Here is a 25,323-nt window from a genome sequence, read left to right as displayed (position 1 = left end):
ATGGCATGGACGGCACCCAGATTCTAACTCTCGGCCTGGGCTTAGAAGCGCCCTGGATCCTCAAGAACCAGCACCTGGATACCTCTGTGTCGCCCCACCGTCTGGATCTCTATGTCGAGGCGGAGCGAGGCAGTCTCTATCCCTGTCCGGAGTGCGGTAAGACCTGCCAGGCCCACGACTTTGCCGACAAAACCTGGCGGCATCTGAACTTCTTTCAGCATCACTGTTACCTGCATGCTCGCGTGCCTCGCACGAAGTGTCCTGAACATGGCGTCAAACGCATAGAGGTGCCCTGGGCGCGGCCGGGCAGCGACTTCACCCTGCTGTTTGAGCAAGCGGCCATGTCACTGGTCAAGGAGATGCCGGTGCTGGCCGTCTCCCGCCAGTTGGAGATTTCCGACAAACGACTATGGCGCATCGTGCATCACTACGTGGGCCGAATGCTGGGGGAACTGGATCTGTCCAAGGTGGCGGCGGTCGGCGTGGACGAAACCGCGTCCCGGCGCGGCCATCGCTATGTCACGGTATTCCTCGACATGAAGCGCAAGCAGGAACCGGTGATCTTCGCTGTTCAAGGCTGCGGCAAGGATGCCATCCAAGCATTTAGTGCCTTCCTGACAACCCATGGCGGCAATACGGACAATGTGGTCGAGGTCGTCTGCGACATGTCACCCGCCTTCCTTAGCGGCATCACCGAGCACCTTCCCAAGGCCGAGGTAACGGTCGACTGGTTCCATATTGTGCAGACCTTTACCAAGCGGCTGGACGAGGTACGCAAGAAAGAGCGCCGCGAGCAGGAACACCCTAAGTCGCTGCGCTGGGCACTGCTGAAGAACCTGGACAACGAGAATCTGAAACCTCCACAGTTGGCGGCGCTCCAGGAGTTGGTAGCCGATCAGAGCGCCACGGCCGACGCCTGGATAATCAAGGAAAAGCTGCGCTGGATCCAGAAGGCCCCAACGCCCAGAGCGGCTCGGTGGCGCATCACGAACTACCTCAAAGTCATGCAAACGGCGGTGTCTAAAAAGCCACTACTGAAGCCGATGGGAAAGGCCTTGGCGACACTTGAGCGGCACGCGGAAGCCGTGGTTAGGCGCTGGCACTCGGGACTGACGAACGCAAGACTGGAAGGGATGAACGGTCTGTTTCAGGCGGCTCGGTCACGCGCACGTGGCTATCGGAACGAGACTAACTTCATCGCCATGATCTACCTGATTGGCAGCCCGGTGGGCCGCCTGTTCGATCAGGCTAAATCCACATGAAGTGACGAAGAACCTTGAATTACTTGTACAAAAAATAGTTGAAGTTTTAACGGTATTAGCGAATGCAGAAATAACATCTTTGGATCACTGCATTCTAATGAAGCCATTTCTTCGATTATCGCACCAGGACCATTGGCATATTCTTCATAAATCATTGATTTGTTCTTTTGGAAAGATTTTAGTATCTCTGGTACTGACTGATCGTCAGGGGTCAAAAAATCCAAAATCACCATATTTTCTAGCACCCCCAACCCAAAAGATATGTCCGGGTCAATTTTTGAATTTTGCTCTATTAATGCATCTTGAAGTGTTTTACCCCATTCCAGCATTTTCTCAACTTTAGATTCGTCAAAATTATTAGTATCAATGATTGTGCTTATCTCAGGGAATATCTCTTTTTGAAGGCAATTTGTTAAAACAACTTCTCCTTGATGAATAATAGAGCTTTCAATTGCTCCAAAATGTTCACGGTAGGTGTCGTGAAATAACAAAAAATATCCATCATCATCATAAGTTAATATTTCTTCTTGATCGTTTTTTAAATGCAGTGCAATGATTTCAAGGTTTTCCTCTATATTAGATAGGTTAGTAATGGCCATATCTCTCCAGGAGTTGACGCTATTCTCGTTGTTGGCTACCGCGTTACTACTCATTATGATGATTAATATAAAAGAATAGCTGGTGAATTGATTAGCATTTCTAACTAATTTTCTTGCTTCAATGTACATGGAGTTCACCTTTTAATAATGTGATTTTTAATCTTCATTGCTCGCATGTCGGCAAGTTTCTTTTCATAAAGATAGTGCATGGTTGAGATAAAATACAAGCTAGCAATTGTACACCATTAAAATTTTCTCATAGTGTTGAAGGAAAGCCTTATTTACTAGTTTTATTGATTAAAGATGCATGGGTTTTTTACAAAAATATATTCAGAAATTAATGGTGTTTGTTATGTTTTATTAAAATAGATTTGGTTATTTTTAGTAGTTGCCTGATGCTTGACTGAAAAAGATTTGAGAGTAAAACTGTTAAAAGTTAGCACTTCGTTTTATTTAAATTAAAAAATTTTAACATGACTATAATTTGTTGCGAGAATTTCAAGAATTAGTCAGTCAAAATTGTAAAAGTGGCGTAGTTTGTCGCAGCATACAACGGATACCTTTGCGCGATTCCTGACAACTATGAGATAACGGAAATTCTCTGTATATCAATAAATTGATGCCACTATTGGTTAACACTGTAATTATATTGATACTTAAGCATAATAATCGGTGAGGCTAATATACATGCAATAAGGAACGAGGACTGAACAATGTCGATTAAAAGAAGATTTGCGCGCAATGTTACCTGTGGTTTAGCTGCCATCTTAATGATGTCCATATCAGTCTATTCTTATTCTAACGAAGATAGCATCGATGTGATTTTAGAAAACATTGAATCCAATTCTTTTACTGCGGTCACTGAAGATAGCCAAGTATACAATTTCACACTAAACTCAAGCTCTTACAGCGTAGCGAGAGTAAAAAGACCTATAGGCGAAGAAATCAGTCTTTTCGTGTGCAGTTTCAGCTCCTCTTCTACAAACGATGGAGAAAAAGAAGTTTATTTTATAGATGTTAACTGCGACGGGGCTCTTGATAGTGTATATCCAGACTTCCAAAACGATCGACAGAGCGTTAGTCCTACGCAGGCACATATCGCATTGTTTGATGGGTTAATCGATGAGCTTGCTATCATTACCCCCATCTCTAGAAGATACGAACCAAACAAGAGATATCAAGAACCCGGACATGTGGGGCGACTCGGTGTTTTTATACAAAATGGTCGTCTACTTGAGCAAATAGGCGACCTCATAGAGTCGACTGATTTGGTAACAATTACAGATGAATATGTAAATTTTACTTTTGGAAATCATGATCAACAAGCAACTTTCATTATTTTGATTGAAAATGGTTATTATAGCGACTGTTTAACTATCATTCGTTATTCAAATGTAAAAACAACATACGTAGATTATGACTGCAACGGAAGCATCGACACATATCAAAATAATGAATCAAGTTTTACACGAGTCCAAGATATTAATTACGTACAGCTATATCAAGCAATGATACAAGATTTCATTCTTTTCTTTCAGCTCGCGGAGCGCATTGCCCCTAGGTGATAATATGGAATCTCTTGGGCTCGCGGTACGGTTCACTAATTGCGTTTGAAAAAGTCCTTTTGCTATTTTTTCCTATGCAATAGTATCAAAGTAAGATCAGTGTTCAGACTTTAAAGTCTAGCGCTACTCAATCAGGAAAGTGTCATTAGAGCAATACGGAGGGACAGTTCACCCTTTGAGCTGAAAAACAAATACAGTGGAAGCGACAATTAAGCTGGCAACAATTGAGGAATGAATCAAATGGGTTTTCAGATACTAAATTAGGCGTTTGTGATGTGTTTGCCAATTATTTCATATATAGAGACGCGCTTACCACAACATTTAGTTGATTTTGCTGCTGGCTATTGGGCGGTTGAGCCGATGTGCGACAACTGTCTTGCTCTTTCAGCTTGAATCAGCGTAATGGCTACACGCAGATGATAGGATCACCAACCTCTGATGTAGATTGAGGGGAAATGCTTGGGAGGAGCGGTCCAAATTCGAAAATTAGCTCATTGATAAAATCTTTTTCACTTTCTTGCATCGTATCGAGATCAATATCGAACACAATGTTCTGTGTACCAAAGAAAAGCAACGTTACGTGTCACCGTAGCGATGTTAAAGTCATTTTGCAGAGCACTTTTGTGAAATTGCGGGTAGTTAGCCACTTTGGCTGAAATTTTTGTAGTGAGACGAGATAAATGAGTTATTGGGCGTCCCTGTGTATAGGGGCGCTCAGCTCCATACGTTTGAAACGTACGATATCGTGGCAAAATTGGCCCAAACTCACAAATCAACTCGTTAATTAGCAAAAGTTCATGATCTTGAAGCGAGCGGAGAAAAACATATTCCCACTTCGATGTGTAGTGCTCATGAGCTTCCTCCCGAGAAACCTCATCCACTCCCGGCAAGCTCCACATGATGAAACGTAGAGAGCTATAGTTATCGACACATATCATATTTTTCATCCCTACAGCATAAACAGCGATAACGCTAAAAATTAAAAGACTTCAATAGCGCGCTTGGCATTGCACGCAGCAGGTGCTAGCCCGGTTTACGGATATGTTACATCGCGTCAGGTCACGCTAGGGAGATCAGCAAAATTTTGACATGGGAAAAAAGGTATCGGATTAGTTAAATAGAATTGATATAATACATCCTTGCTAGAAAAATCGTCGCAAAGCCTTAAATATTTGGAGTGTGTTAAATGGCATCAATATTAAGTGATTACATAAAAAAAGAGCAGATGTTAAAGCAGTTGCAAGAAGAGCTGCAAGAACTGGAAGGTAATAGCGAACTCAAGAAGGAGCTTGAGTTCAAAGAAAAATTGCAAGTTCTGATGACAGAGCATGGAAAACTGGCCCGTGATGTATGTGAGATTTTAGATCCGTCATATCGAAATACATCAGTCAAAAGCGATAAAGGCGTAAGTACAGATGGTCGCAAAAAGCGCCTGTTGAAGGTATATAAGAATCCGCATACAGGTGACGTGGTTGAAACACGTGGTGGAAATCACAAGGTGATTCAAGAGTGGAAAGCAGAATTTGGCAATGAAGAGGTTGTTAGTTGGGTGGTGGAAGAGCGAGCATAAGCCCACATTGATATAGGGGAGTAGCTTTCAATTTAATTGGGAGCTAATCCTCTTGACCTTTTCCCTAGTTTAGTACCATTGGCGTTGTCGCAAATGATCTTGTGAGGTTTACGTCTTGCTTCGCACAGCTGCTGTAGAAACCAAGCCACCTGACGTCAGCTAAATCGATACGGAGACCCGCTGACCCACTATTTCTCATGTAAAGTCCTCCACGACTTTCAGTACCCGAAAATTCAGCCTATTCGCTAGCTGGCCTGGCAACTTGTTACCATCGACCACCTCTCAGGTGTCCGGGATAACGGGTCAGTCAACACTGCGAGTTTAAATTTTCCCTCTTGTTTTGGGATGTTGGTAATATCTTCCACACGAGCTTGATTCGGCTTTTCTGCTTTAAATTCTCAATCCTATATTAGGAGCTATCAGCTTATCTTGGGCCGACTTCGCATAAAGCGTAAAAACATTGGCTCGGAAATAGATGGAGAAAATCATAGGTCTGATCGGGTTGGGGAATATAAACAGACTTACTAAGCCCCTAAGTGCAGGCATTCAATACCATTATGGTCGGTAACAACCGCTTCCAGCGCTTGGCAAAATGCTTGTAAGGCTTCACTGGAATGGCCAGGGCGCTGGTGAAGCTCTATTTCGACATGCCCAAGATCAGGTAATCCATCGGCTTCTGTCACGATACGGCAACCTGGCGGAACACTGCGCGGTGTCTTAACGGTTAGCGCAAGCCCATTCTGCACAGGGACATTAATACCGGTCGGGGATTGGCTAATGTAGCGAAGCTCCCAGGGTTTTTCCTCACGTCCGAGCGCTGACAACGCATGAGCACGAAAAATGCAGCCTTCGGGGTTTAAGGCCAATGGAAGTATTAGCCATTGAGCCAACGGGACATGTTCAGCAATCACCCACACCATTGGCTCCCAACCGAGTAGTTGCCCTGATTGAGTGGGCTTATGTCTTACCGACAGCACAACATCCAACAACCCTTCCTGAAAGCTCTTCACCAGTGCATCACTGATATCGCACTGTACCTCTAACTGAATATGAGGAAACTGTGCCGAAAAGCGTGGCAATAGATCTGGCAAGTAGGTAGCCGCTTGTTCTTCAGAGATGCCTAGGTTCTGTCTGAAAAATCATAAATGTTACGCTATCTCCGTTCATTGAGCAGAGGGCGATATGACCGGCCGTTACGAGCTTTCTGATCAGCGTTGGCAGATGATCGAGGACATCGTTTCTCCGCCGCAGACCATGGGACGTCCTCGCCGGGACGACCGCCAGATGCTGAACGGTATTCTGTGGATTCTTTGCTCAGGTGCGCAATGGCGCGATCTGCCGGAACGTTATGGCCCCTGGAAGACCGTCTATCAGCGCTTCCGACAGTGGCGCGATGATGGCACCTTCGAGCAGATGTTGACGCGCTTGCATTTACGTCTGCGTGAAGATGGTTACATGAACCTCGATACATGGATGGTGGATTCAACGTCCATTAGAGCAACTCGGTCAGCCAGTGGTGCTGGTAAAAAGGGGGATCTATAGAACCGGTAGACCATGCGCTCGGCCGCAGTCGCGGCGGGTTGACCACGAAGATACACCTACTATGCGATAGTCGAGGCTTTCCCATTACGTTTTCACTATCAGCAGGCCAGCGTGCCGATTCGACCTTCCTGACGGGGCTTATAGAGAAGGTTCGGTTGCCTGGACGGTCGGGCCGACCAAGAAAACGCAGCCGGTATATCGTGGCGGACAAGGCGTACGACAGTGATGCGCTACGGCACTATTGCACGCGTTACGGCATGCGGCCCATCATTCCGCAGCGCCGTATGCATCGACGCCCAAAGCCTGGCCTTCCGCATCAATTTGACCGGCCGAAATATCGTCAGCGTAACGTGGTGGAGCGTCTATTTGGCTGGTTGAAAGGAAAAGCGTCGGCTCAATACGCGTTATGACAAACTGGCCAGTAGCTTCAAGGCCATGGTGACACTGGCTTGCATTGAGCAATGCATGAGAGCCAACTTTTCAGACAGAACCTAGTACCAGTCCGAATTAATCGCTGTCCATTGTCAGGTTCCCCGAAGCTTACAAATTACAGCAGTACTGGTTAGTACTGCTGTAACGGCCCACCATGTCCTCGCCTTGCAATTTCCTTTCTTCGCATTAGGGGCAAACCGACCCGCTTTCTTCGATATTGCGCACACTTGCAGCGCCCAAACCGCTCACACGTGAAAGCTCTTGCGTACCGCTCCATGGCCGCATATCGAAGATCTGATTGGCTCTCACTGGCCCAACGTTCGGTAATTCTTTCAATTGTTCAACTGTGGCATTGTTTAAAAGCCAGTTTTGGCGCAACAGGGCATAGATCTCTATGGAAACGAATTGGCACTACGAGAAAATGGCTATATGAGTCTCGATACCTGAATGGCGGATTCCACCTCGGTTCGAGCGATGCGCTCTGCCGCTGGCGACGGTAAAAAAGGGCTCTGGAGAACCGGTAGATCAGGCGCTTGGACGAAGCCGAGGCGACCTGACCACCAAGATCTAGCTGGCTTATGATGCCTATTTTCAGACAAAGTGTAGAAACGATAGGTTTGTCCGCCTCTGATGCTACCCGCCTGCTGATGTTGCGTGTAGCCGATGAAAGGCGTGTGCTGTTCGAAACCAAGGCGCCGAGCCACTGCGGCCAGAATCATCAAGGAACTGGAAGACAGCAAGGGGAAGCATGTCGAATTCAATATATAAAAATATACGCATTTAATATAACATCTCCCTCGGGTAAAGCAGGGGAATGAGACATGGAATTAGATAAAATAAAGAATCACCTGATATCTAGATGTACTGCTAAAAACAGTAAAATCAACGATGATGTTGCTGAGCATAATGTCGGTGTGTTTATAAATGAGCTTGAAGAGTTTTATACACGAAAAGCTATTGTCAGTTTTAGCTATAAATATCTTTATGATTTGTTCGAGGATTTTATTAGCTTTGCAGCAAAAGCGACCAGTGAGAAAAGGTTTCAAGCTCTGGCCAGCTCAGCTTCAAAACACCCTTTTCTTCTTGAGTTTCATGGCGGAAACAAAAAATCCAATAAAGACTTTAAAAATATAAGCGCTAATGAATGCTACCCGCTCGAAAGTAAAGTTGTATCCTACAAAACAGCTTTAGTATATGCGGTGACTGAAGGAAGAAATGCTTGGCATTCGACATGGATAAAAAAAACCGATAAGATGAACTTCTTCTCGACATTTGATAATGCTAAGAATTTCTGTGAAGGGTCACGGGTGCAGGGCTCAATTTTTACTATTAATGAAGTTCCTGCTGTTGTTATTGATGGAGAGAAGGATTCCTATCTTTTTATTGAGTTAGGCTCAAAAGCCCCTTTTTCTGGTCAGGATGAAATGCTATTAAATTTAAGGATTCACACTGAATCATCAGATAACGTCCGCGCCATGCAAGTGCCCACATTGTGGGAATGCGCAAAAAAAGTCGAGAGCTTTTTAGAACTGGATGAACCATACAGAAAAGGCAGAAGAGCATATATAGGTCTAAAATCCTTAGTTGATTACGAGGTTTTGGATAATGATGATTTAAATGTATGGTTTTCATGCTCGAATGGCGGAGAGTATCTATTAGGCTGGAATGACGCATCTAGCACGATTAACACAAGCGCTATTAGAAAGCTTGTTAGTAAAGGTTATTACGGCGATTAATACGAAAGTACATAAGGGTCTGTAGAAAAGTCAGTGAGCATGGCTATGGTTATGACCATGTTCACTGATATAACACTAACTGTTTGGACCCGTAAAGAAGTGGTTTGGATCGTCATAAAATCTCTGGGGCTCTTTCTGTCATTAGTCAAAGATGAATCCAATCGGCGTTTTCCCTTTAATGTTCTAAGGGGCCGTGCACTGTTGTAGGCTCATCCTGTACGCTCTGCGCTCAGGCATCCCCTGAGAGACGCTGCCTGCGGCTCAGGCGTCACCTGTTGGGCGACTGGCAGGAGGCAAGTGTTTGGGACGTCTACTTCAGGCGTTACTAGACCGTCTCCACCATGCCGATCAGCTCGACTGGGAGCGGGTCTGTATGGATAACGCATCCGTACCGGCAAAAAAGGGGGCTCGGCCATCGACCCCCAACCCGACGGACCGGTTCAGGCCGGGCAGCAAGCGCCACCTGCTGACGGATCGTCAGGCCGCTCCGTTGGCTATTCTGCTGTCGGGTGTCAACATGCATGGCAACGTACCTTTGGCGGCCCTGCTCGATAGCGTGCCGCCAGTGTCATTGGGCCGACCAGTGCGGCCTCGTTGCCACCCTCGAAAGCTTCATACGGACTAGGCTTATGATCATCGGCGCTGCCGCCGGTCATGTTGGGCTCGCGGCATCCAGCCTCGTATCGCTCGTCGGGGCGTGGAAGAGGGTCAACGACTCGGGCGCCACCGCTGGGCTGTCGAGCAAACCTTTGCCTGGTTGCGGCGATTAGCGATACGCTATGAGCGCCGTGTCGACATTCATTATGCCTTCACTCTGCTGGGATGTTTGAACAAGCTTCGAGGCCGGTTTTGAAAGGCACACTTAATCCGGGAATCTAGATAATTCTCTGCTGCCGGGCTTTTCATTGTCCGGTCCTGTATTTACGTGGCTTTGCCGCGTTAAAGAGAGGGGAGGCAGTAGCTACTTATGCTGAGTATATAGGTAGGGTAAAGCTATTAAGCGTTTTTTATTACAATAAGCTGCCCAGCATTTCTGTCAATGTTGGAGAGTTTAAAAGTATTAAGAAAATCACCAACAAGTATTTACATATAAGCCGCTAGAAAGATCATTACTCATATGCTTGCCAGCGTATTTCTAATAGACCCGGTGGGGGAGAATCACGTAAGTGATACTGCCAATGGCTGTCAACGACAGATACAGCATCATCCCCTCTAAGAAATCATTTTTTCAACAGTCTCGGACAGGCGCGGTCTTGCCCAAGTGGTAGTCCAGACTCGCAGAATCCCCTGTTTGTAGGCAGCTTTCCACGATGGCAGGGTGGTAGACGCTGCTCGCAAAATTGCCGCTGGTGAGCTGTTCTGGCCAGGTAAGAGACGGGGTACTCGCAGAAATGATCCGGCGGCAGGAAACTGCCATGTACGAACTGGTAGACGTTGCTCGCAAAAAGCGGGAAGCCCCCCAAAGGAGAGACTGGCTCAGATGAAGCTCATCGCTGTATACGTGTATTCGTCACCACTCCCAGCAGGATCACGTCAGTTGGCCATTTTGTCTGAAAATTGGCCCGCATACAACGCTCGATGAGGCGAGTGTCGCCATGGTCCGGAAGCTACTGGCCAGCTTTTCATAGTGGGTACAGAGCCAGCGTTTCTCTTTTAGCCAGCTGAACAGGCGCTCCACGACATTACATTGGTGATACCATTGCTCCTGATGTTTAGATCCGCTGTGGGGTATGGATTGACCAGTTGCTGCTGGCGACATTATCCGGAGAGAGAATGTCGAGGCCGAATTCGCTGTGTGGCATACGAAAATCCTAAAGTCACGAACTTCGGAGAGCCGCTGAACAATGGCTGTTTACTGTCTCTACCTTGTGGATTAATGCTAGCCTGGAAAATCTAGATACCGTAAGGGCTGCTGCTTGCTTAGCATCTCGGAAGGTGATTTGATCTGCTCGACCGAGAATTAGGGTATGGCGCTTGCACGTAATTGGATGACGGAAAGATAAACGGTATGAAACGGATTTTGGTGTTTTACGAATATGAAATCCTGTCACCTCTGTGTCCCATATCTCTAGACTTCTATCAGAGTTAATTAGTCTCGTTACGAGAGCTTGGCAAAGTTGTGGACGTATATTTTTTGCTGGCATGTGTGCTCCTGTAAGTGTCTGGATTCTTTTTAATCTATTGTTTTTATCAGGCTTTAGTCAAGCTTTTATTTAATTTTCCCATATGATTACTTGACTTGTTTATTTAATTGCTTAGGTTTCATCATTAGTCTGATCCTGCACGATTTTCCGAACTTAAAATCACTTTACCATAACTTGGTAAGGTGCCTTCTTAAGAAAGTTTTGACGCTCAATTTCCTATCACTTTACGGTGACGCCGAGCTTCTCATGTGTCGAATAGGCGTTGTCCGCCTCAAAAAGTGATTTTGATAAAAATATGATTAATGTGGTCAAGTGCGAGGACGTTTCATTCGAGCTGATGAGGCTTGAGTAATGGTGGCATGACTCGCCTTACCGCCACGAGAGTTATCCGGATGCAGTTTGTACGCTTTTTACTTTTTTTGCAGCAATTGCGAAAGACAGGACTGTGACCCGCGATTAGCTCGCATCAAGTAGGGAAGGGTGTAGTTTCTTTTCGGAAAGATGGTGTTATTTCATCACTCGTAACAGAGGCTAAGGTGATGCAAAATCCGGTGAGACGTTCTTTGATAAAGCATTGGTTCGGGTCGATTGGTGGATGGTAACAACCCGGACAAAGCTTATAAACTCCTGCTAAAAATAGCGGTTCTTACTTGCAAGGCCATATGGGTAACTTGACGACATTTTTCTTTTGGGTATGGTTTTCAGTATTTATCATGCTTTCGAGAAATAAGGGCCGTTTTTTTAAGTTTTACTATAAAATATTCCTTGAATTTAACTATTGATTTTATATACAGTAAAGAGACTCGCATTAAAGTGAGTCCTTATTAAATGGATATGCAGATGATTAAAGTAAAAATAACTTTTGCTGAAGATGTTACAGAAGACTTTGCGCATTTTTATGGCACAACTGACCCTACCGCATTGATTAGTGGAGAGGTGTATGAAGGGGGCGAAAAGTTGCTGGATATAGAGGAAACACTAGTCAAAGTTGATGGACAGTGGAGGGCGTATATTGGAGATGCACCCTCAAATTACCACAAAGCGTTGCAAAAAGAAGTTGATGCGTTTTTTAATTTCGAGAGGGCATATTAATTACATATTTTATGAATCAGTAATTGGTTGTATGGCTATCCATCCTCGAATGGTGGATGGGGTGTTCAAAGTTGAATGGCGACAAGCGTGAGCGTAATTCAAAAATGGGGTAGGCCAAGCTCGGATGAATGAACGTGTCACTGCCGTTCTTGCAGCTGCTACCGGCGATGATTTCGGTATAGCCAGTAGGAGGTGCCCGCAACGCCCACACCTAGAGACAAACCGTTGTTCGAGTCTCAAGAATTTCCTGAACCGGAGCCTAAGCCTAGCCCCATGATTCTGCCGACGCTGTGGAGTCGAATTTGACCCCCAGCAGCTCGGCGCATAAAAGAAGAAGATGAGCGACAAGCTATGCAATACACCCAGGTCATGAGCAAATGGGAAGAGGCGGCACGAATCTTCAATGAGCAGGAGCGAGAGAGGCGTTCGCACGAGACGAGGCTTATTCTATCGGATCTCGATTTCATGGCGATCAATATGGAAAAGCATCTGGGGGAGATCCCATGGCCAAGGGAGACGAACATAAGCTTCGACTTAGGTGATGATGCTGGCACTATCGCGATCGATATAGAATTGCCAGAAGAAGGTGACTTTCCAGATGCCGAATATATGCTTGCTGGCAAGCAGCTTAAAGTTTCAGCAAAGAAAATCACGGCGACGAGACGTCGGGCGCTATATCGAGATTATGCTCATGGCGTCGCGATGCGTGTGCTGGGGGAAATATTTCATCGCTTGCCGACGGTTCAGGTCGCTTTAATATCAGCGTATACCTCGGCAATGGACGTGGGTACTGGGAAACCTACTGAGAATTATCTCTACAGCGTTTTGGCTACTAAGCCTCAGTGGCGGGAGATCAACTCCAAGGCTTTGGCAAACATTGAGGCGTCTGCAACGCTGGAAGGTTTCGAGCTAAGGAGAAAAATGACTAAAACGGGGATATTTAAACCTATAGAGCCTTTCGATATAGAAGTGCTGGCAAGTGTCAACTAAGCAAGGTGTATCGTGGCGCAATTATCGCTACATGACTGTTCGGTTCAATCATACTGTATGAGCAATGCGTCATTGGCTGCATAAAGTGCATGCTTTCAACATGGAAGCTATCCGGGACTCGCGGTGCAAATAGATATTAGCCCCATTGATTATAAGCACGGGCTAGGTGAGGTCTCTCGTCGTTTTGGGTAGCTGTAGGCGAACATGGGGGGCCCACATCTCTTCTAGTCCCGTCTGGGCTTCTTGGCCAGCTAGCTTACATTTATGCAAAGTAGGGAGGCTGAGTACAGAAAAAGTCATGGCATACTCATCCATCAAGGGGTGGTCAAATCATACTCGCCATGTGCTAAGTTTAGTTAACAGGCAGTTTTCGACCCAAAGCGGTCAATTAATTAAAGCTAATGTAACACCACGTAATCTATCCAAAAACTCAAATCGACCATTCAGGCTACCCTCTCAAACCCCAAGTATAAGATCATGTAGTGTCTAAAAATCCGGGGCGATTCACCCTTCAGCTAGGATGTTTAAATAGGCGAATCTGTATGATTGACTCAGGCGATAAATGTCGTCTTAAACGGCGTAATGGTACGCCAGATGCGGGGGGTAAGATCACCCTGCCTAAAGTAGTGGATTGATATGTCGAAGTTATGAAACCCGAAGGGTAGCACTAGACGCTAGGTGCAATGCAGCAGGTTTGCTGCTAAGATATGACACGTTTTTGCACCATTCTTTCTTTTTCCCAGCTGTAAAAGAATCTCTGCCAATGACTGTATTTACACATCATTTTTTAGGGTTGATGACTCCACCCTAGCTCCAAGCCCCCCCCCCCGAGGTGCTGATAGCGCTTCCACTGTGCTGTCATCGCTTTCTGGTACTTAAGCCTTCAGTACCTGATTTTCTGGTACATGAACGTAGCCGTACCTAACGCTAGCTTTCCACTATTTAAAAACTACAAGCTGATTACCCCAGCGTGCCAATGTGTTGGCGGTGCTTCCTATTGTTGGCTGCGCTGTTAGCCCGTTTTGGCTTATCGTTACCCCAAAATCATGGACCCCTCGCATGTACGAAAAGTTTAAACAATCTTGGCTCTCTAACCTCAAGGGCGACACCCTGGCGGGGATTGTCGTTGCGCTAGCGCTAATACCTGAGGCCATTGCGTTCTCAATTATTGCCGGTGTTGACCCCAAGGTCGGCCTGTACGCCTCGTTCGCTATCTGTGTGATTATCGCCTTTACCGGCGGTCGCTCTGGCATGGTGTCGGCAGCAACCGGCGCCATGGCACTTTTGATGATCACCCTGGTGAAAGAACACGGGTTGGAATACCTGCTAGCCACTACAATTTTAACTGGTGTTCTGCAAATTATTGCAGGTTATCTAAAGCTTGCTGAGCTGATGCGCTTTGTGTCGCGCTCGGTGGTAACTGGCTTCGTTAACGCGCTGGCCATCCTGATTTTTATGGCTCAGTTGCCCGAGTTAACCGACGTTACCTGGCACGTTTATGCTATGACCTTGGCTGGCTTAGCCATCATTTACGGCTTCCCCTATGTACCGGTGATAGGTAAAGCCATTCCTTCGCCACTGGTATGTATTGTCGTTCTCACCGTCGTGTACATGATGACCGGCATGGAAATTCGCAGCGTTGGTGATATGGGTGAACTGCCCGATAGCCTACCGATGTTCTTGTGGCCTGATGTGCCGCTGAACCTCGAAACGTTGATGATCATTCTGCCAACAGCGCTGATGCTGACTGTGGTGGGTCTGCTGGAGTCGATGATGACCGCAACGATCATCGATGATCTCACTGATACCAAAAGCGATAAGAACCGTGAGTGTAAAGGTCAGGGCATTGCCAATATTGGTTCAGGCCTCATTGGTGGTATGGCGGGTTGCGCCATGATAGGTCAGTCAGTGATCAACATTAAATCGGGCGGTCGTCGTCGTACCTCTACCTTGATTGCCGGTATATCACTACTACTGATGGTGGTGTTCTTGGCGGATTGGGTATCTCAGATTCCCATGGCGGCATTGGTTGCGGTAATGATCATGGTGGCGATCGGCACGTTTAGCTGGGAATCGATTCGCGACCTGAAAAAGCACCCCATGAGTACCAATTTCGTCATGGTGGCGACGGTTATCGTGACCGTAGGTACTCACAACTTGGCAATAGGCGTCTTTGTTGGTGTGCTATTGGCGGCGATGTTCTTTGCTAACAAAGTCGGCAACATTATGTATATCGGCTCTAAAGAAATCGAGCCAGGTAAAGAGCGTGAATACGAAGTGGTCGGTCAGGTGTTTTTTGCTTCCTCTGAGCGCTTTATCGGCGCGTTCGATTTCAAAGAGAGTATCGATAAAGTCACCATCAACCTTTCCCGCGCGCACTTCTGGGACATTACTGCCGTACAGGCGCTGGATCGCGTGGTGATAAAATTCCGCCGTGAAGGTACCGAGGTGGAAATGATCGGTTTGAGCGAAGCCAGCGCGACGGTGGTGGATCGTTATGCGGTTCATAACGACCCCGAAGCGGTTGAAAAGTTGATGGGCGGCCACTAACCAACGCAAGGAGCACAACATGACAGATCAGGTATTAGCCGCTATTGACGGCTCCCAGTTTTCCGAAGGCGTTTGTGACTATGCCGCCTGGGCCAGCTTGGCCATGGAGGCACCGTTGACCTTTGTGCATGTGGTCGACAATCATTCTGACGTACCCGAAGAGCAGAACCTTTCCGGCAACCTGCGCTTCGGTGCCCGCGAACGGTTAATGAAAGAGCTTTCCGACCTTGATGAGCAGCGCGCCAAGGTGAATCGCGAGCAGGGCAAGCTAATGCTGGAGGCGGCCAAAGAACGGGCGATAGAGGATGGGGTCAGCGACCCCATCACTCGCCAGCTCAACGGTACTCTGGTTGAAACGTTAGTAGAGCTTGAAAAAGACGTGCGATTGCTGGTGGTGGGTAAGCGAGGTGAAACCGCTTACCAGGCCAGTGGCCATCTTGGCTCTAACCTTGAGCGGGTAGTGCGTGAAATGCACCGCCCGATCCTGATGGTGCCGAAAACCTTCAAGCGGCCTGAAAAAATATTGATGGCCTTTGACGGCAGTAAAACAGCCCGTAAAGGCGTCGAGATGCTGGCCCGTTCACCGCTGTTTGCAGGTACCGAGTGCCATGTATTGATCGTCGGTGCAGAAACGGCTGAACGCCGCTCTGAGCTTGAATGGGCGTTAAGCACGCTGCGTGAAGCAGGCCACCAGGCCGAGGGCGCCATTCGTGCTGGCGAGGTAGACGAAGCGCTACAGGCCTACGAAAAAGAGCACAGCATTGACTTACTCGTGATGGGCGCCTACGGGCACTCGCGTATTCGCCACTTACTGGTAGGTAGCACCACAACGGCCATGCTACGTGGTAGCCACATACCGGTACTGATTTTGCGCTAAGGCTCCAAAAGAAGCAGCGCATCACCGTTTAGCTCGCATTGCGACTTGTTACCCGCAGCCGGCCCTCATTTTTTGAGTGAGCCGGCTTTTTTGTTCTAAGGAGAGGCTAATGAAGACTTGGCAGCTCAATAAAACGCAAATTTCTATTAACCAGACGGATGACTACTTCTCGATAGAAACTGCTTACGTCGAGCCTGCTACCCAAGAGCAGATAAACGCTTTAGGCAGCGTAGTGATTGGCGAGGCTTGGATGACCTCACAGCCATACCAGGAAGGACCTTCGGTAATTAAGTTTGCACCGCCTCAAAGCAGAGATGATGATCCTGAATCGTTGCCTTTATGGGCAAAGTGCTACCGTAAAGTCATTATAGTAGCGGAGCGTGAGGAGCTTGCTACGCTGGCTATTCCCCTCCCTGGCGCTAATCCCCATGCGCAAGGAGGTGAAGAGGCTGTTCGCCAAGCTGTCTTCGCATTGAGTGATCAACTGCAACAGGCCAAACATCTGCAACACTTATACCTGTATGCTCGCGATGAAGAGAGCGTCTGGACGTTATTCAAATCGTCGTTTTAATCCAGTCGAATGATCATCACGCCGCTTGAAAATGGTGACTGTCCAGCTCTTCGATAAACGGCGAGGGTTGATCGTGGTAAGTAAGGTCAAGTTGGTGCATTGCTCGAGTACAGGCCACATAAAGTAAGTTGCGCTCCATATCGGTGGCGTAATGAGAGGCCGTTACCTCGGGCACAATAACACGATCAAATTCCAAGCCCTTTGCCATATGGGCGGTGCAAATAATAATACCTTGTCCAAACGCGGTGCTTTGCTCAGTGAGCAGCTGTAGCTTATCGAATTCACCTTCTAACGCTTTAAAAACCTGGCTTGCCTGCTTTTGGGTTTTGCACACAATACCCAAGGTATTATGCGTTGAAATTGCAAACTCTTGGGCTAGCTGCTGGATGGCTGTGTGCGACTGCTTGCGCGACGCGCAATGGTAAATAGTAGGCGTTTTGCCATGACGCTCGATAGGCTCTAGATCGGGGTTATAGGCAATATGCTGAGCAAAACGAGTTATTTCGATACTGGAGCGGTAGCTTTTGTTGAGTGTCACGTACATGGATTGACGCAACACTTGACGTATCTGCTCAGCTTGCGAGGCGCTATAGGGGTTAACCGATTGGTAGCTATCACCTAGCACGGTTTTTTTGCAACGAAATAGCTGGCCGATAACCGCATACTGCACAGGGGTATAGTCCTGCATTTCATCGATTAATAGGTGTTTGGCATTCCGCCAGCGGGAGTGAACTCCCTCTAAGCGCATCTTTAAATAGATCAGTGGGAACACGTCGGCATACTCAAGCCGCCCCCGGGAGGCCGTCTTGAACAGTTCAGGTTTACCGAGCCAGGTGTAAAACTCCTTGTAGGTCTCACGCAGCGTTTTCTGCTTCAGCATGCCCTTAACGGTGGCTTTTAGCTTTTTTCGCTCGTCGGGCGCTAAATCATAGTTATATTGATTGCCAATTTTCCGCTCTATTTCCCAGCTCACCTGTCTTAGGCGCTCATTGGTAGGTAGGTTGCGATGCTTTTTAAACACTTCTTCCAGTAGCCAGCTAGGCACTAATCGCCGAGCAATCCAGATATCCTCAGCCTTAAAGCGCTTCGCTTCTACGTCGGCCGCGTAACGATCAAGCTGTTTCAGAAATTCTGGTGAGGCTTTGAAATGTAGGCGCGCCTTCATAGCCTCGTCGTTCTTTTCCAGTAGCGACGTGGTTTGTTCAAAAAATGTTTCAAACCGATACTGGCTGTCGAGCAACTCGTCAGCCAGTGTTTCCATCCCCACCTGATTAACGGTCTCTTCCCCCAGTTCGGGCAGCACGTTGGCGATATAGTCGGAAAATACCTGGTTGGGGGAGATAATTAAAATATCTTCTGAGGTGAGCGTGTCTTTAAATCGATAAAGCAGAAAAGCAATCCGGTGCAGCGCAATCGAGGTCTTTCCAGAGCCCGCCACGCCTTGAATAATCAGAGTGTGGGCTTCGTCGTTACGAATAATCGCATTTTGATCACGCTGAATAGTAGCGACGATGTTTTTCATCGTGTCGTCAGAGGCTTGGCTCAGTGTGTCTTGAAGCACGTCATCGACCACATGGACATCGCTATCGATCATCAACTCAATACTGGCTTTCTTTATTCTGAACTGCCGTTTGAGGCTGATCTGGCCTCTAATCTCGCCTTTCGGGCTCTGATAGCTGGCGGGGCCTGTTTCGTAATCGTAAAACAGTGACGCAATGGGTGCCCGCCAGTCGTATACGCGACTTTCACTGGCTAGGTCGTCGTAAAAGTGGTGGATGCCAATGTAAATGTGAACGGGAGTCGCTTCAGAGGAGCCCCGCTGGGCAAAATCGAAGCGACCAAAATAGGGTGAGTGCCTGAGCTTTTCGAGTTTATGGCGGCGTGCCAAGGCATTGTCGCCAGTCATTACCGCTTGCTCAATTGACTCGCGAGCGGAGATTTTCTCGATGTGATCCATCTCATCCCGGCTTGTCCATAAATACTCTTTCTGGGCCTGTATGTCCTCTGCATAAGCCGCTAGGCGTTGGTTAATTTCTTCTACGTTCAGGTCAATGCGTTCAAGGGTGTGCATTAACTGGCGGTGTTCAGCGTCGCGTTGAGAGATGTTGGTTTTGGTATCCATAGTGCCTGTTAAATGGGGAGTATTTACTTCTTAACGTCTTGTAATGAAAGGCTTAATTCAAAAAGCGTTTATTTCGCGGGTAGTGTGAAACGTAAGCTCTGGCCATCTTTCAATAGTAATGTCCAGTGCTGCGCGAGTAGGGGGCATAAAGGCCAGGGCGCCCGCTGCGTCGTAGGCTAATCGTTGAGAGCTAGTTTGGGTAAATCGCTTTAGCTGGTGTATATCCTCACTCGATACCCAGAGCGCTTTATGCACTGGCACGCTTTCAAAGGTAGCGTCTATGTTGTATTCCGTAAGTAAGCGATGAGCGACGGTTTCAAACTGTAGCTGCCCAACGGCGCCCATAATCATCCCGGTCTTTTCTAGCGGTTCGAATACCTGGATAGTGCCTTCTTCACCTAGCTCTTTAAGCGCTTTGTTTAACTGCTTTGAACGTAGCGGATCGTTTAGACGCGCCGTTTTGAAAATTTCAGGTGAAAAGTGGGGGATGCCTGCCATGGCCAATAGCTCGCCTTCACTTAGCACATCGCCAATACGCAGCTTGCCGTGGTTGGGAATGCCAATAATGTCACCCGCATAGGCGGTGGTAAGGTGCGTGCGTTCTTGAGCCATAAAGGTGATAGCGTGGTCGAGCCGAATGGGTTTGGCACTTCGTGCGTGATTAACTTTCAGACCTTGCCGATAGACGCCGGAGCAAATACGTAAGAACGCAATTCGGTCGCGATGCTGTGGGTTCATATTGGCTTGAATTTTAAACACGATACCTGAAAATTGTTTCCCATCAGGATAGACGGTTGTTTCCTTCGCTTCACGAGGGCGTGGAGAAGGCGCCCACTGGGTAAGCGCTTCTAGAATATCGCGCACGCCGAAGTTGTTAATCGCTGAACCGAAAAATACCGGCGATAAGTCACCTGCTAGAAAAGCTTCCTGGTTAAAAGGATCAGCTGCTTCTTGAACAATCTCAAGCTCCTCTTTAAAGGTGGCGTGAGCTATCGGAAAATTTTTTGTGAGGTAAGGATCATCCACGCTTTCTAGCACTTCCACTGCCTGATGAGCAGTGTTATCGCCTGGGGTGAACTTAAGCATGTGGTGGCGACGCAAGTCGAATACACCTGCAAATTCTTTCCCCATGCCTACTGGCCAAGTAATGGGGGCACAGGCGATACCTAGAATTTGCTCAATTTCATCAATGAGGTCTAATGGTTCACGAACTTCACGATCCATTTTATTGATAAAGGTGATAATCGGGGTTTTACGCTGACGACAAACTTCTAATAATTTTATGGTTTGTGCTTCTACCCCTTTAGCCGCGTCAATGACCATTAATGCGGCATCAACAGCGGTTAGCACGCGGTAAGTATCCTCGGAAAAATCCTGGTGACCTGGGGTGTCGAGCAGATTAATCACACACCCTTCGTGCTCGAACTGCATAACAGAGCTTGCTACCGAAATGCCCCGCTGTTTCTCCACTTCCATCCAGTCGGAGGTCGCAAACTGCTGGCTCTTTTTGGCTTTTACGGTACCCGCTGTACGGATTGCGCCACCGTACATCAATAGCTTTTCGGTTAAGGTGGTTTTGCCCGCATCAGGGTGCGAAATGATGGCGAAGGTACGGCGACGTTTTACTTCTTGTTCAATGGGGAACTGAGCTGCAAGAGCGGCGTTTTCCATATTGACCTCGTGGTGTGGTTTGGCGAAGAGTAAACGTGGATTGAATCATTCATCCATGTAACGCCAAGCCTGAACGCCACGAACCAATGCGCGATTAGTAACGCTAAGAAATCGCCCGCGCTCTAAAATAGCCGATGTCACACCAGCCCCATGAATATCGCGATAAACCACCAGTAAGGGTGTTTTGGCATTCGTGGGTAAATAGCTGTGGACACTAGTCCACTCGGTGGATTTAGTTAATTCATCAATGTTGGGGATAAAAGCATCTTGTACTTGCATGGTCATTCCACTCACAGGTCGGTTTCGGCAAAGTCATTGCGTTCCGAAACGCAACGATTGCATAGCGTCGTCTGTATGGAATAGCGCTAGGGCGGGGTAGGGCAGAAGCCGTTGTGTAACCGTGTCATTGAGTTTCCTCATGCAGTTACCAGCGACCTTAAGTAAAGGTATCTGGGATAGGTTGAAGCATAATCTTACCACGATTGACCGCTAGTAAGGTTTGGTGTTCCGTAGGATGTTGTTACCACGAGAGTAGGCCAAGCGCGATGGTGTGAATTCGTCAAGCGCTTGGTTCATACCCTAAGTTGATGGTTAGTGAGCTAGATGACCTTAAGTTCAGGATAGAATCGTTTTAAGCAAAGACTTGTGCCCATTCATCGCGTTTTTCAAGCAGATCGCTGGCAAGAGCTTGAGCGCCTTTCAGGCTATGACTGTCGGCCCAGCCGCACTGCATTTCGTTGCAAGCGGGTACTTCGGTAGCCGTTAAAACGTCTTCCAGCGTTTGGTCGAGTATCTTCAGTACTTCCTCTATGGTATGAGAGATAAATCAACCATTACTCATGGTACCGAAACAGTTTACGGCACTGCACAACATGATGATCGCGTTTGACGGTAGTAACCGGTCCGTAAAGGGGGGGAAATGCTAGCTAAAAGTCCCTTGTTTGAAGGCACTACTTATCATGTCGTTAATGTGGGCGCAGAAACAGCTGAATACCGCTCGCAGCTTACCTGGGCGTTGGAAACGTTACGCGCACCGCCGAAGGCGCGGGCGAAGTGGAAGAAAAGCTGCGTACCTGTAAGCAGGAGCACAGTATCGATATGCTGGTAATGGGCGCCTATGGCCATCCGCGCATTCGCCACTTTCTAGTGAGTAGCACTACGACCTCAATGCTGTGTAACGCCCAACTGCCGGTGTTAACTTTGCACTGAACACTTGCTTTCATTGCTTGCTATTTACTGCTCTGCCATGTAGTTGGCTGCTTCCCGCAGTACGCGCTGTGCCAGTAGCCATCCGACAACGATGAACACCAGCATACCTAATAAAAGCGAGTAAAAGGGTACACCCACTCCAAGTGCTAACCCCAGTACCGCAGGCGCTATGCCGGTGGAGAACACCATGGATGCGCTAAGTGCTGAGCGTACCTTGCCAAGATGCTTAGCGCCCCATAGCTTTATCAACAGACCAGAGGCGATAAGCTCCTGAGCGCCCATGGCCAACCCGCCGCCTACCATTAGTGCCCAAATGCTGATGTTCCCGCCGATGGTTAACGCCATCACCATAGCGATGGCGTAGGGCAGCAAGTAAAGGCGCGCTAGCTTCACGGGACCCAATTTATCGATCCATCGACCGCCTAGTAACGCACCCGGCAGTTTGGCGAACCCCATGCCGGTCAGCGCCAGTGCATAAACCGCCAGCGAGCTGTCGAGGGCTTCAGTTAATTGGGCTTGATAAATAAATAGCCCCGTCATGGTGATAGGCAGTGACATTAACAGGGGCAATAACAACCAGAAGCGTTTATCACGAAAGGGGCGAGGGCCGTGTGGTGTTTGTTTCGTCGGTTTAACGCCCGGCGCGCTGGGCCAGGGGGCTTTCATTAGCAGCCACAGCCATGGCAGTGCAATAGTTCCACACATTAGCCACCAAAAAGTTTGCCAACTGCTCCAGATAAGCGCCGCAGCAACCAACGGTGGTAGCAGCGCTTCACCCAGTGGAATGCCTAAGTTTGCCAACCCAATGGCGCGGCCACGCATGGTGGAAAACTCTCGGGCGGCGAGCGTGTTACCCAAATGGGTCAACATACCCTGACCGCATAGCCGTACTATGCCAAGGCCGACTATCCCTAACCACCACCAGGGCGATAAGGTAAGCAGCACAACGCCTGTTAATAGCAGTAATAATATGATTGCTGCGAAACGTCGTGGGTTTATCCAATCAACAGATGGCCCAAAGCGCAGCATGCAGAAGCCCGCTATCAGAGTAACCACAGCATAAGCGGTGCCAAACTGGCCGACACTAAGCCCAAGGTGGTCTGAAAGAGGGGCTTGAAAGAGGCCAATGAAATAACTCTGCCCAAGGCTTGAGCTAAACATGGCCAAAAAAGCGATACTGAGTACGCTGCGGTGATCGCGCAGCAGGGTGCGATAGCCCATCGAATAGTCCCTTACGCGATCAAACAAATTAGTAGGGTAACGATTGTAGGCTAACTGGAGACGCAGATGAATCACCCCGAGGTGGATATAGCCGTTATCCGTGAGAAGCTGATGACACTCGACACCACGCTTCGCGAGGAGAGCGCAAGCAGTGAAGACTCACGCGATACTGTAATGTTGGATCAAACGTCGGTAGGTCGGCTGTCGCGTATGGATGCAATGCAGGGGCAAGCGATGGCCAAAGCAGGCGAGAAGCGCCGCCAGTTAAAGCTGAAGCAGATTGCCGCTGCACTTCAGCGTATAGAGGGTGAAAACTTCGGTGAGTGTATTGAGTGCGGCGAATGGATTGGGGCCAAACGCCTCACTTGGGACCCGCTAGTACTGAAGTGTATTGAGTGTGCCGATTAGCTAGGGTATGCAGGCTCCTCCCGAACGCTTTGCAGCTCTCCAATTATTAACTGAATTTTAATAAAGCGCTGTAAGAGAATTATATTAGAATATTTTAAAAGACTGCTTTTGGCCGAGGCTGTGTGAAAACTCTTCAGCCGTCCAAAAGTTGGCGTCCATACGCGAAATCTGGAGAAGTTTTGCAATGAAGGAGACTCAGAATTAGCGAGGGAGCGCAATTTTTAATCACCTTTTGGCCGGACCCCGTACTCTCCAACAGTTTTCACACAGCCTCGGCCGTTAGCTGCATTAAAGCTAGCAGCTCTTCGATGAATAAATGCTAACCAAATATCCACTCATTCACTCCTTCTGAAAGCTTTAGTAAGCTACCACTTACACTCAGCAGTCGGGAGGGCAGACCTCCATTACGCACGAGAACAGTTCAGCATGGCACCATCTACTGTTTCCCTACTGGGTTACGCGATGAGCTGAATGCCGAAGTGTCAGTCTCGCTCTTGCGGCCAATGGCGATAAGGACCAGAGCCCTGTGGGATATTATTATATAGCATCGCATGCTCCGCTAAGCTTTCCGTGTTCGATGTAAGGAGGCTAAAATGGGTAAAATGCTAGAAATTAGACTATTTATAGTGACGGGGTAAGCATAATTTGGTAGTTTTGAGGCTAATAGATATTTGATTAGTGCTAGTGAATGTAATATTACGGTGGTTATTGCCAAACATGAAATGATACGCAATGTCAGCTTTCAGTTCGAAGAAAATGCTGCAAGCGGGGTTATTTTCTCATATTTTTGATGAGTAATAGTGTATATCCCTATTTCAAAGTATAAATTATTATTAGCTTCAGTATAGAGTTAATTTATATGAACCTTGGGTTGGCTTCACAGTAACCGTTTGGAGATTTAATGATGAATTTCACAAACCTAATTATAAAAAAATAATAGATGATTAATTTCACGTTTCGGCTGTTATTGGCTTTTAATTCGACTTCGTTATTGCTGATAATTTTTGCCGTACAAAAAGGTTATACGCTTAACTATTTCTTCTCAACCTATAAAATTTTGGCAGCTCTACCAAATATGGTTTCATATTTGGCATATTTTCTTGTCCCGGTCTTGTTGACCGGGGTTAGCATATTGCTTAGCTCAAAATTGGGTAAAGATAAATTTAATCCAGGTGAAGTTAAGGGTATCGAGCATGCGAACAATAGTTTTCTTCCAAGTTATCTTGGTTATTTTTTTGTAGCCTTGAGTGTTGGTAATTGGGAAACCTTAGTGTTTGTATATGGAGTGCTATTCGTTTTCACTTTTTTATCTCAAGCTCTATATTTCAACCCTCTTTTTCTTCTGTATGGTTTCGAGTTTTATAACATCACAACAAGGAATGGTGCAGCTGTGTTTTTAATAAGTAGAGGTAGATATAAGACGCCGGGAGAAGTTTTGGTAAATAAAGCTTTTCGTATAAATAATTATACTTTTATCGAGCGAGGTGATTGATGGATCATGTTGTTGCTAAAATAAAAAGTCGTGAGAGAAAGAAGATATTTAAGCTGTTATCTGATCAAAGGCTGTTTGATAACTTAAGTATAAGCATAGGAGCTTGCGCGGACTACGACCCTGACCATAACCTTGACGAAGATTCTTGGTTCAAGATAGAGCAGTTCAGTAAAAAAGAATATTGCAATGTTTTTTTGAAAAAAAATTTGACTCTAAAGAGTACGACGATCTTCCAAAAGCCCGATTTTCTGATATTGTATATCTTTGCTC

At 47.2% G+C, this 25,323-nt stretch carries 20 protein-coding genes and 4 pseudogenes; 15 read left to right on the top strand and 9 right to left on the bottom strand.

Going from position 1 to position 25,323, the window contains the following annotated elements; all coding sequences use genetic code 11:
- Positions 1 to 5: 5 nt before the first annotated feature.
- Positions 6 to 1,262 (top strand): ISL3 family transposase, encoded by a 1,257-nt coding sequence (locus QHL1GM_RS06210; RefSeq protein ID WP_071693058.1) that lies wholly within the window; start codon positions 6 to 8, stop codon positions 1,260 to 1,262.
- On the opposite strand, the gene QHL1GM_RS06205 is transcribed toward QHL1GM_RS06210, so the two are convergent.
- Positions 1,244 to 1,990 (bottom strand): hypothetical protein, encoded by a 747-nt coding sequence (locus QHL1GM_RS06205; protein ID WP_139245601.1) that lies wholly within the window; start codon positions 1,988 to 1,990, stop codon positions 1,244 to 1,246. The two genes, QHL1GM_RS06210 and QHL1GM_RS06205, sit on opposite strands and share 19 nt — an antisense overlap.
- A 584-nt stretch (positions 1,991 to 2,574) precedes the next feature.
- Here QHL1GM_RS06205 and QHL1GM_RS06200 point away from each other — a divergent pair.
- Together QHL1GM_RS06200 and QHL1GM_RS06195 are read left to right on the top strand one after the other, a co-directional pair.
- Entirely contained in the window at positions 2,575 to 3,426 is an 852-nt protein-coding gene (locus QHL1GM_RS06200) for a hypothetical protein (protein ID WP_071693687.1), read from the top strand.
- A gap of 1,186 nt (positions 3,427 to 4,612) precedes the next feature.
- On the top strand, positions 4,613 to 4,996 hold the full coding sequence (locus tag QHL1GM_RS06195) for a histone-like nucleoid-structuring protein, MvaT/MvaU family (protein ID WP_071693686.1): 384 nt from the start codon (positions 4,613 to 4,615) through the stop codon (positions 4,994 to 4,996).
- Between the two features lie 524 nt (positions 4,997 to 5,520).
- Here the strand turns inward: QHL1GM_RS06195 and QHL1GM_RS06190 are convergent.
- Positions 5,521 to 6,114, bottom strand: a complete 594-nt coding sequence (locus tag QHL1GM_RS06190) for a LysR substrate-binding domain-containing protein (protein ID WP_083570981.1) — start codon at positions 6,112 to 6,114, stop codon at positions 5,521 to 5,523.
- Between the two features lie 64 nt (positions 6,115 to 6,178).
- Here QHL1GM_RS06190 and QHL1GM_RS19070 point away from each other — a divergent pair.
- Positions 6,179 to 7,033: pseudogene (locus QHL1GM_RS19070) on the top strand (IS5 family transposase).
- Between the two features lie 123 nt (positions 7,034 to 7,156).
- Here the strand turns inward: QHL1GM_RS19070 and QHL1GM_RS06175 are convergent.
- Positions 7,157 to 7,348, bottom strand: coding sequence for a helix-hairpin-helix domain-containing protein (locus tag QHL1GM_RS06175; RefSeq protein ID WP_302847852.1), 192 nt, complete (start codon positions 7,346 to 7,348; stop codon positions 7,157 to 7,159).
- A gap of 75 nt (positions 7,349 to 7,423) precedes the next feature.
- On the opposite strand from QHL1GM_RS06175, the pseudogene QHL1GM_RS19150 reads away from it, so the two are divergent.
- The 3 genes and pseudogenes from QHL1GM_RS19150 to QHL1GM_RS19145 form a co-directional block, all read left to right on the top strand.
- Positions 7,424 to 7,538: pseudogene (locus tag QHL1GM_RS19150) on the top strand (IS5/IS1182 family transposase); the annotation flags it as partial.
- 253 nt (positions 7,539 to 7,791) lie between these two features.
- Entirely contained in the window at positions 7,792 to 8,706 is a 915-nt protein-coding gene (locus QHL1GM_RS06170) for a hypothetical protein (RefSeq protein ID WP_071693684.1), read from the top strand.
- A gap of 301 nt (positions 8,707 to 9,007) precedes the next feature.
- Positions 9,008 to 9,331: a hypothetical protein gene (locus tag QHL1GM_RS19145; protein WP_139245600.1), complete on the top strand. Its 324-nt coding sequence runs from the start codon at positions 9,008 to 9,010 to the stop codon at positions 9,329 to 9,331.
- 903 nt (positions 9,332 to 10,234) lie between these two features.
- Here the strand turns inward: QHL1GM_RS19145 and QHL1GM_RS19315 are convergent.
- Positions 10,235 to 10,438 (bottom strand): transposase, encoded by a 204-nt coding sequence (locus QHL1GM_RS19315; RefSeq protein ID WP_302847893.1) that lies wholly within the window; start codon positions 10,436 to 10,438, stop codon positions 10,235 to 10,237.
- 1,240 nt (positions 10,439 to 11,678) lie between these two features.
- Between QHL1GM_RS19315 and QHL1GM_RS06155 the strand changes: the two genes are divergently transcribed.
- From QHL1GM_RS06155 to QHL1GM_RS06135, 5 genes are all read left to right on the top strand, one after another.
- Positions 11,679 to 11,942 carry a hypothetical protein gene (locus QHL1GM_RS06155; protein ID WP_071693683.1) on the top strand — a complete coding sequence of 88 codons (264 nt, stop codon included), beginning with the start codon at positions 11,679 to 11,681 and terminating at the stop codon, positions 11,940 to 11,942.
- A gap of 369 nt (positions 11,943 to 12,311) precedes the next feature.
- Positions 12,312 to 12,932 carry a hypothetical protein gene (locus QHL1GM_RS06150; RefSeq protein ID WP_175540354.1) on the top strand — a complete coding sequence of 207 codons (621 nt, stop codon included), beginning with the start codon at positions 12,312 to 12,314 and terminating at the stop codon, positions 12,930 to 12,932.
- Positions 12,933 to 13,991: 1,059 nt separating this feature from the next.
- Positions 13,992 to 15,482, top strand: a complete 1,491-nt coding sequence (locus tag QHL1GM_RS06145) for a SulP family inorganic anion transporter (protein ID WP_071693681.1) — start codon at positions 13,992 to 13,994, stop codon at positions 15,480 to 15,482.
- Positions 15,483 to 15,501: 19 nt separating this feature from the next.
- A complete protein-coding gene (locus QHL1GM_RS06140) occupies positions 15,502 to 16,359 on the top strand; it encodes a universal stress protein (RefSeq protein WP_071693680.1) in 858 nt (285 codons plus the stop codon).
- Positions 16,360 to 16,468: 109 nt separating this feature from the next.
- Positions 16,469 to 16,930, top strand: a complete 462-nt coding sequence (locus tag QHL1GM_RS06135) for a hypothetical protein (RefSeq protein ID WP_071693679.1) — start codon at positions 16,469 to 16,471, stop codon at positions 16,928 to 16,930.
- Between the two features lie 16 nt (positions 16,931 to 16,946).
- Here QHL1GM_RS06135 and QHL1GM_RS06130 read toward each other — a convergent pair whose 3' ends face one another.
- The 4 genes and pseudogenes from QHL1GM_RS06130 to QHL1GM_RS06115 all read right to left on the bottom strand — a co-directional run.
- Positions 16,947 to 19,052: a UvrD-helicase domain-containing protein gene (locus QHL1GM_RS06130; protein ID WP_071693678.1), complete on the bottom strand. Its 2,106-nt coding sequence runs from the start codon at positions 19,050 to 19,052 to the stop codon at positions 16,947 to 16,949.
- A gap of 57 nt (positions 19,053 to 19,109) precedes the next feature.
- The gene (locus QHL1GM_RS06125; RefSeq protein ID WP_071693677.1) at positions 19,110 to 20,723 is read right to left on the bottom strand and encodes a peptide chain release factor 3; all 1,614 of its coding nucleotides are present in this window, start codon (positions 20,721 to 20,723) and stop codon (positions 19,110 to 19,112) included.
- Positions 20,724 to 20,768: 45 nt separating this feature from the next.
- On the bottom strand, positions 20,769 to 21,002 hold the full coding sequence (locus tag QHL1GM_RS06120) for a hypothetical protein (RefSeq protein ID WP_071693676.1): 234 nt from the start codon (positions 21,000 to 21,002) through the stop codon (positions 20,769 to 20,771).
- A 352-nt stretch (positions 21,003 to 21,354) separates the two neighbouring features.
- Positions 21,355 to 21,531 (bottom strand): annotated as a pseudogene (locus QHL1GM_RS06115) (S-ribosylhomocysteine lyase); the annotation flags it as partial.
- 1 nt (position 21,532) lies between these two features.
- On the opposite strand from QHL1GM_RS06115, the pseudogene QHL1GM_RS06110 reads away from it, so the two are divergent.
- Positions 21,533 to 21,932: pseudogene (locus QHL1GM_RS06110) on the top strand (universal stress protein); the annotation flags it as partial.
- Between the two features lie 24 nt (positions 21,933 to 21,956).
- On the opposite strand, the gene QHL1GM_RS06105 reads toward QHL1GM_RS06110, so the two are convergent.
- On the bottom strand, positions 21,957 to 23,153 hold the full coding sequence (locus QHL1GM_RS06105; protein WP_071693675.1) for an MFS transporter: 1,197 nt from the start codon (positions 23,151 to 23,153) through the stop codon (positions 21,957 to 21,959).
- 66 nt (positions 23,154 to 23,219) lie between these two features.
- Here QHL1GM_RS06105 and QHL1GM_RS06100 point away from each other — a divergent pair, with 66 nt between their 5' ends.
- On the top strand, positions 23,220 to 23,561 hold the full coding sequence (locus QHL1GM_RS06100; RefSeq protein WP_071693674.1) for a molecular chaperone DnaK: 342 nt from the start codon (positions 23,220 to 23,222) through the stop codon (positions 23,559 to 23,561).
- Between the two features lie 940 nt (positions 23,562 to 24,501).
- The gene (locus QHL1GM_RS06095; RefSeq protein ID WP_071693673.1) at positions 24,502 to 25,053 is read left to right on the top strand and encodes a hypothetical protein; all 552 of its coding nucleotides are present in this window, start codon (positions 24,502 to 24,504) and stop codon (positions 25,051 to 25,053) included.
- Positions 25,054 to 25,323 lie beyond the last annotated feature (270 nt).

Source organism: Halomonas sp. QHL1 (assembly GCF_001882345.1).
GTDB lineage: Bacteria > Pseudomonadota > Gammaproteobacteria > Pseudomonadales > Halomonadaceae > Vreelandella.
The sequence above is the reverse complement of the archived record's forward strand: the minus strand, read 5'-3'. Positions and strand labels throughout refer to the sequence as shown.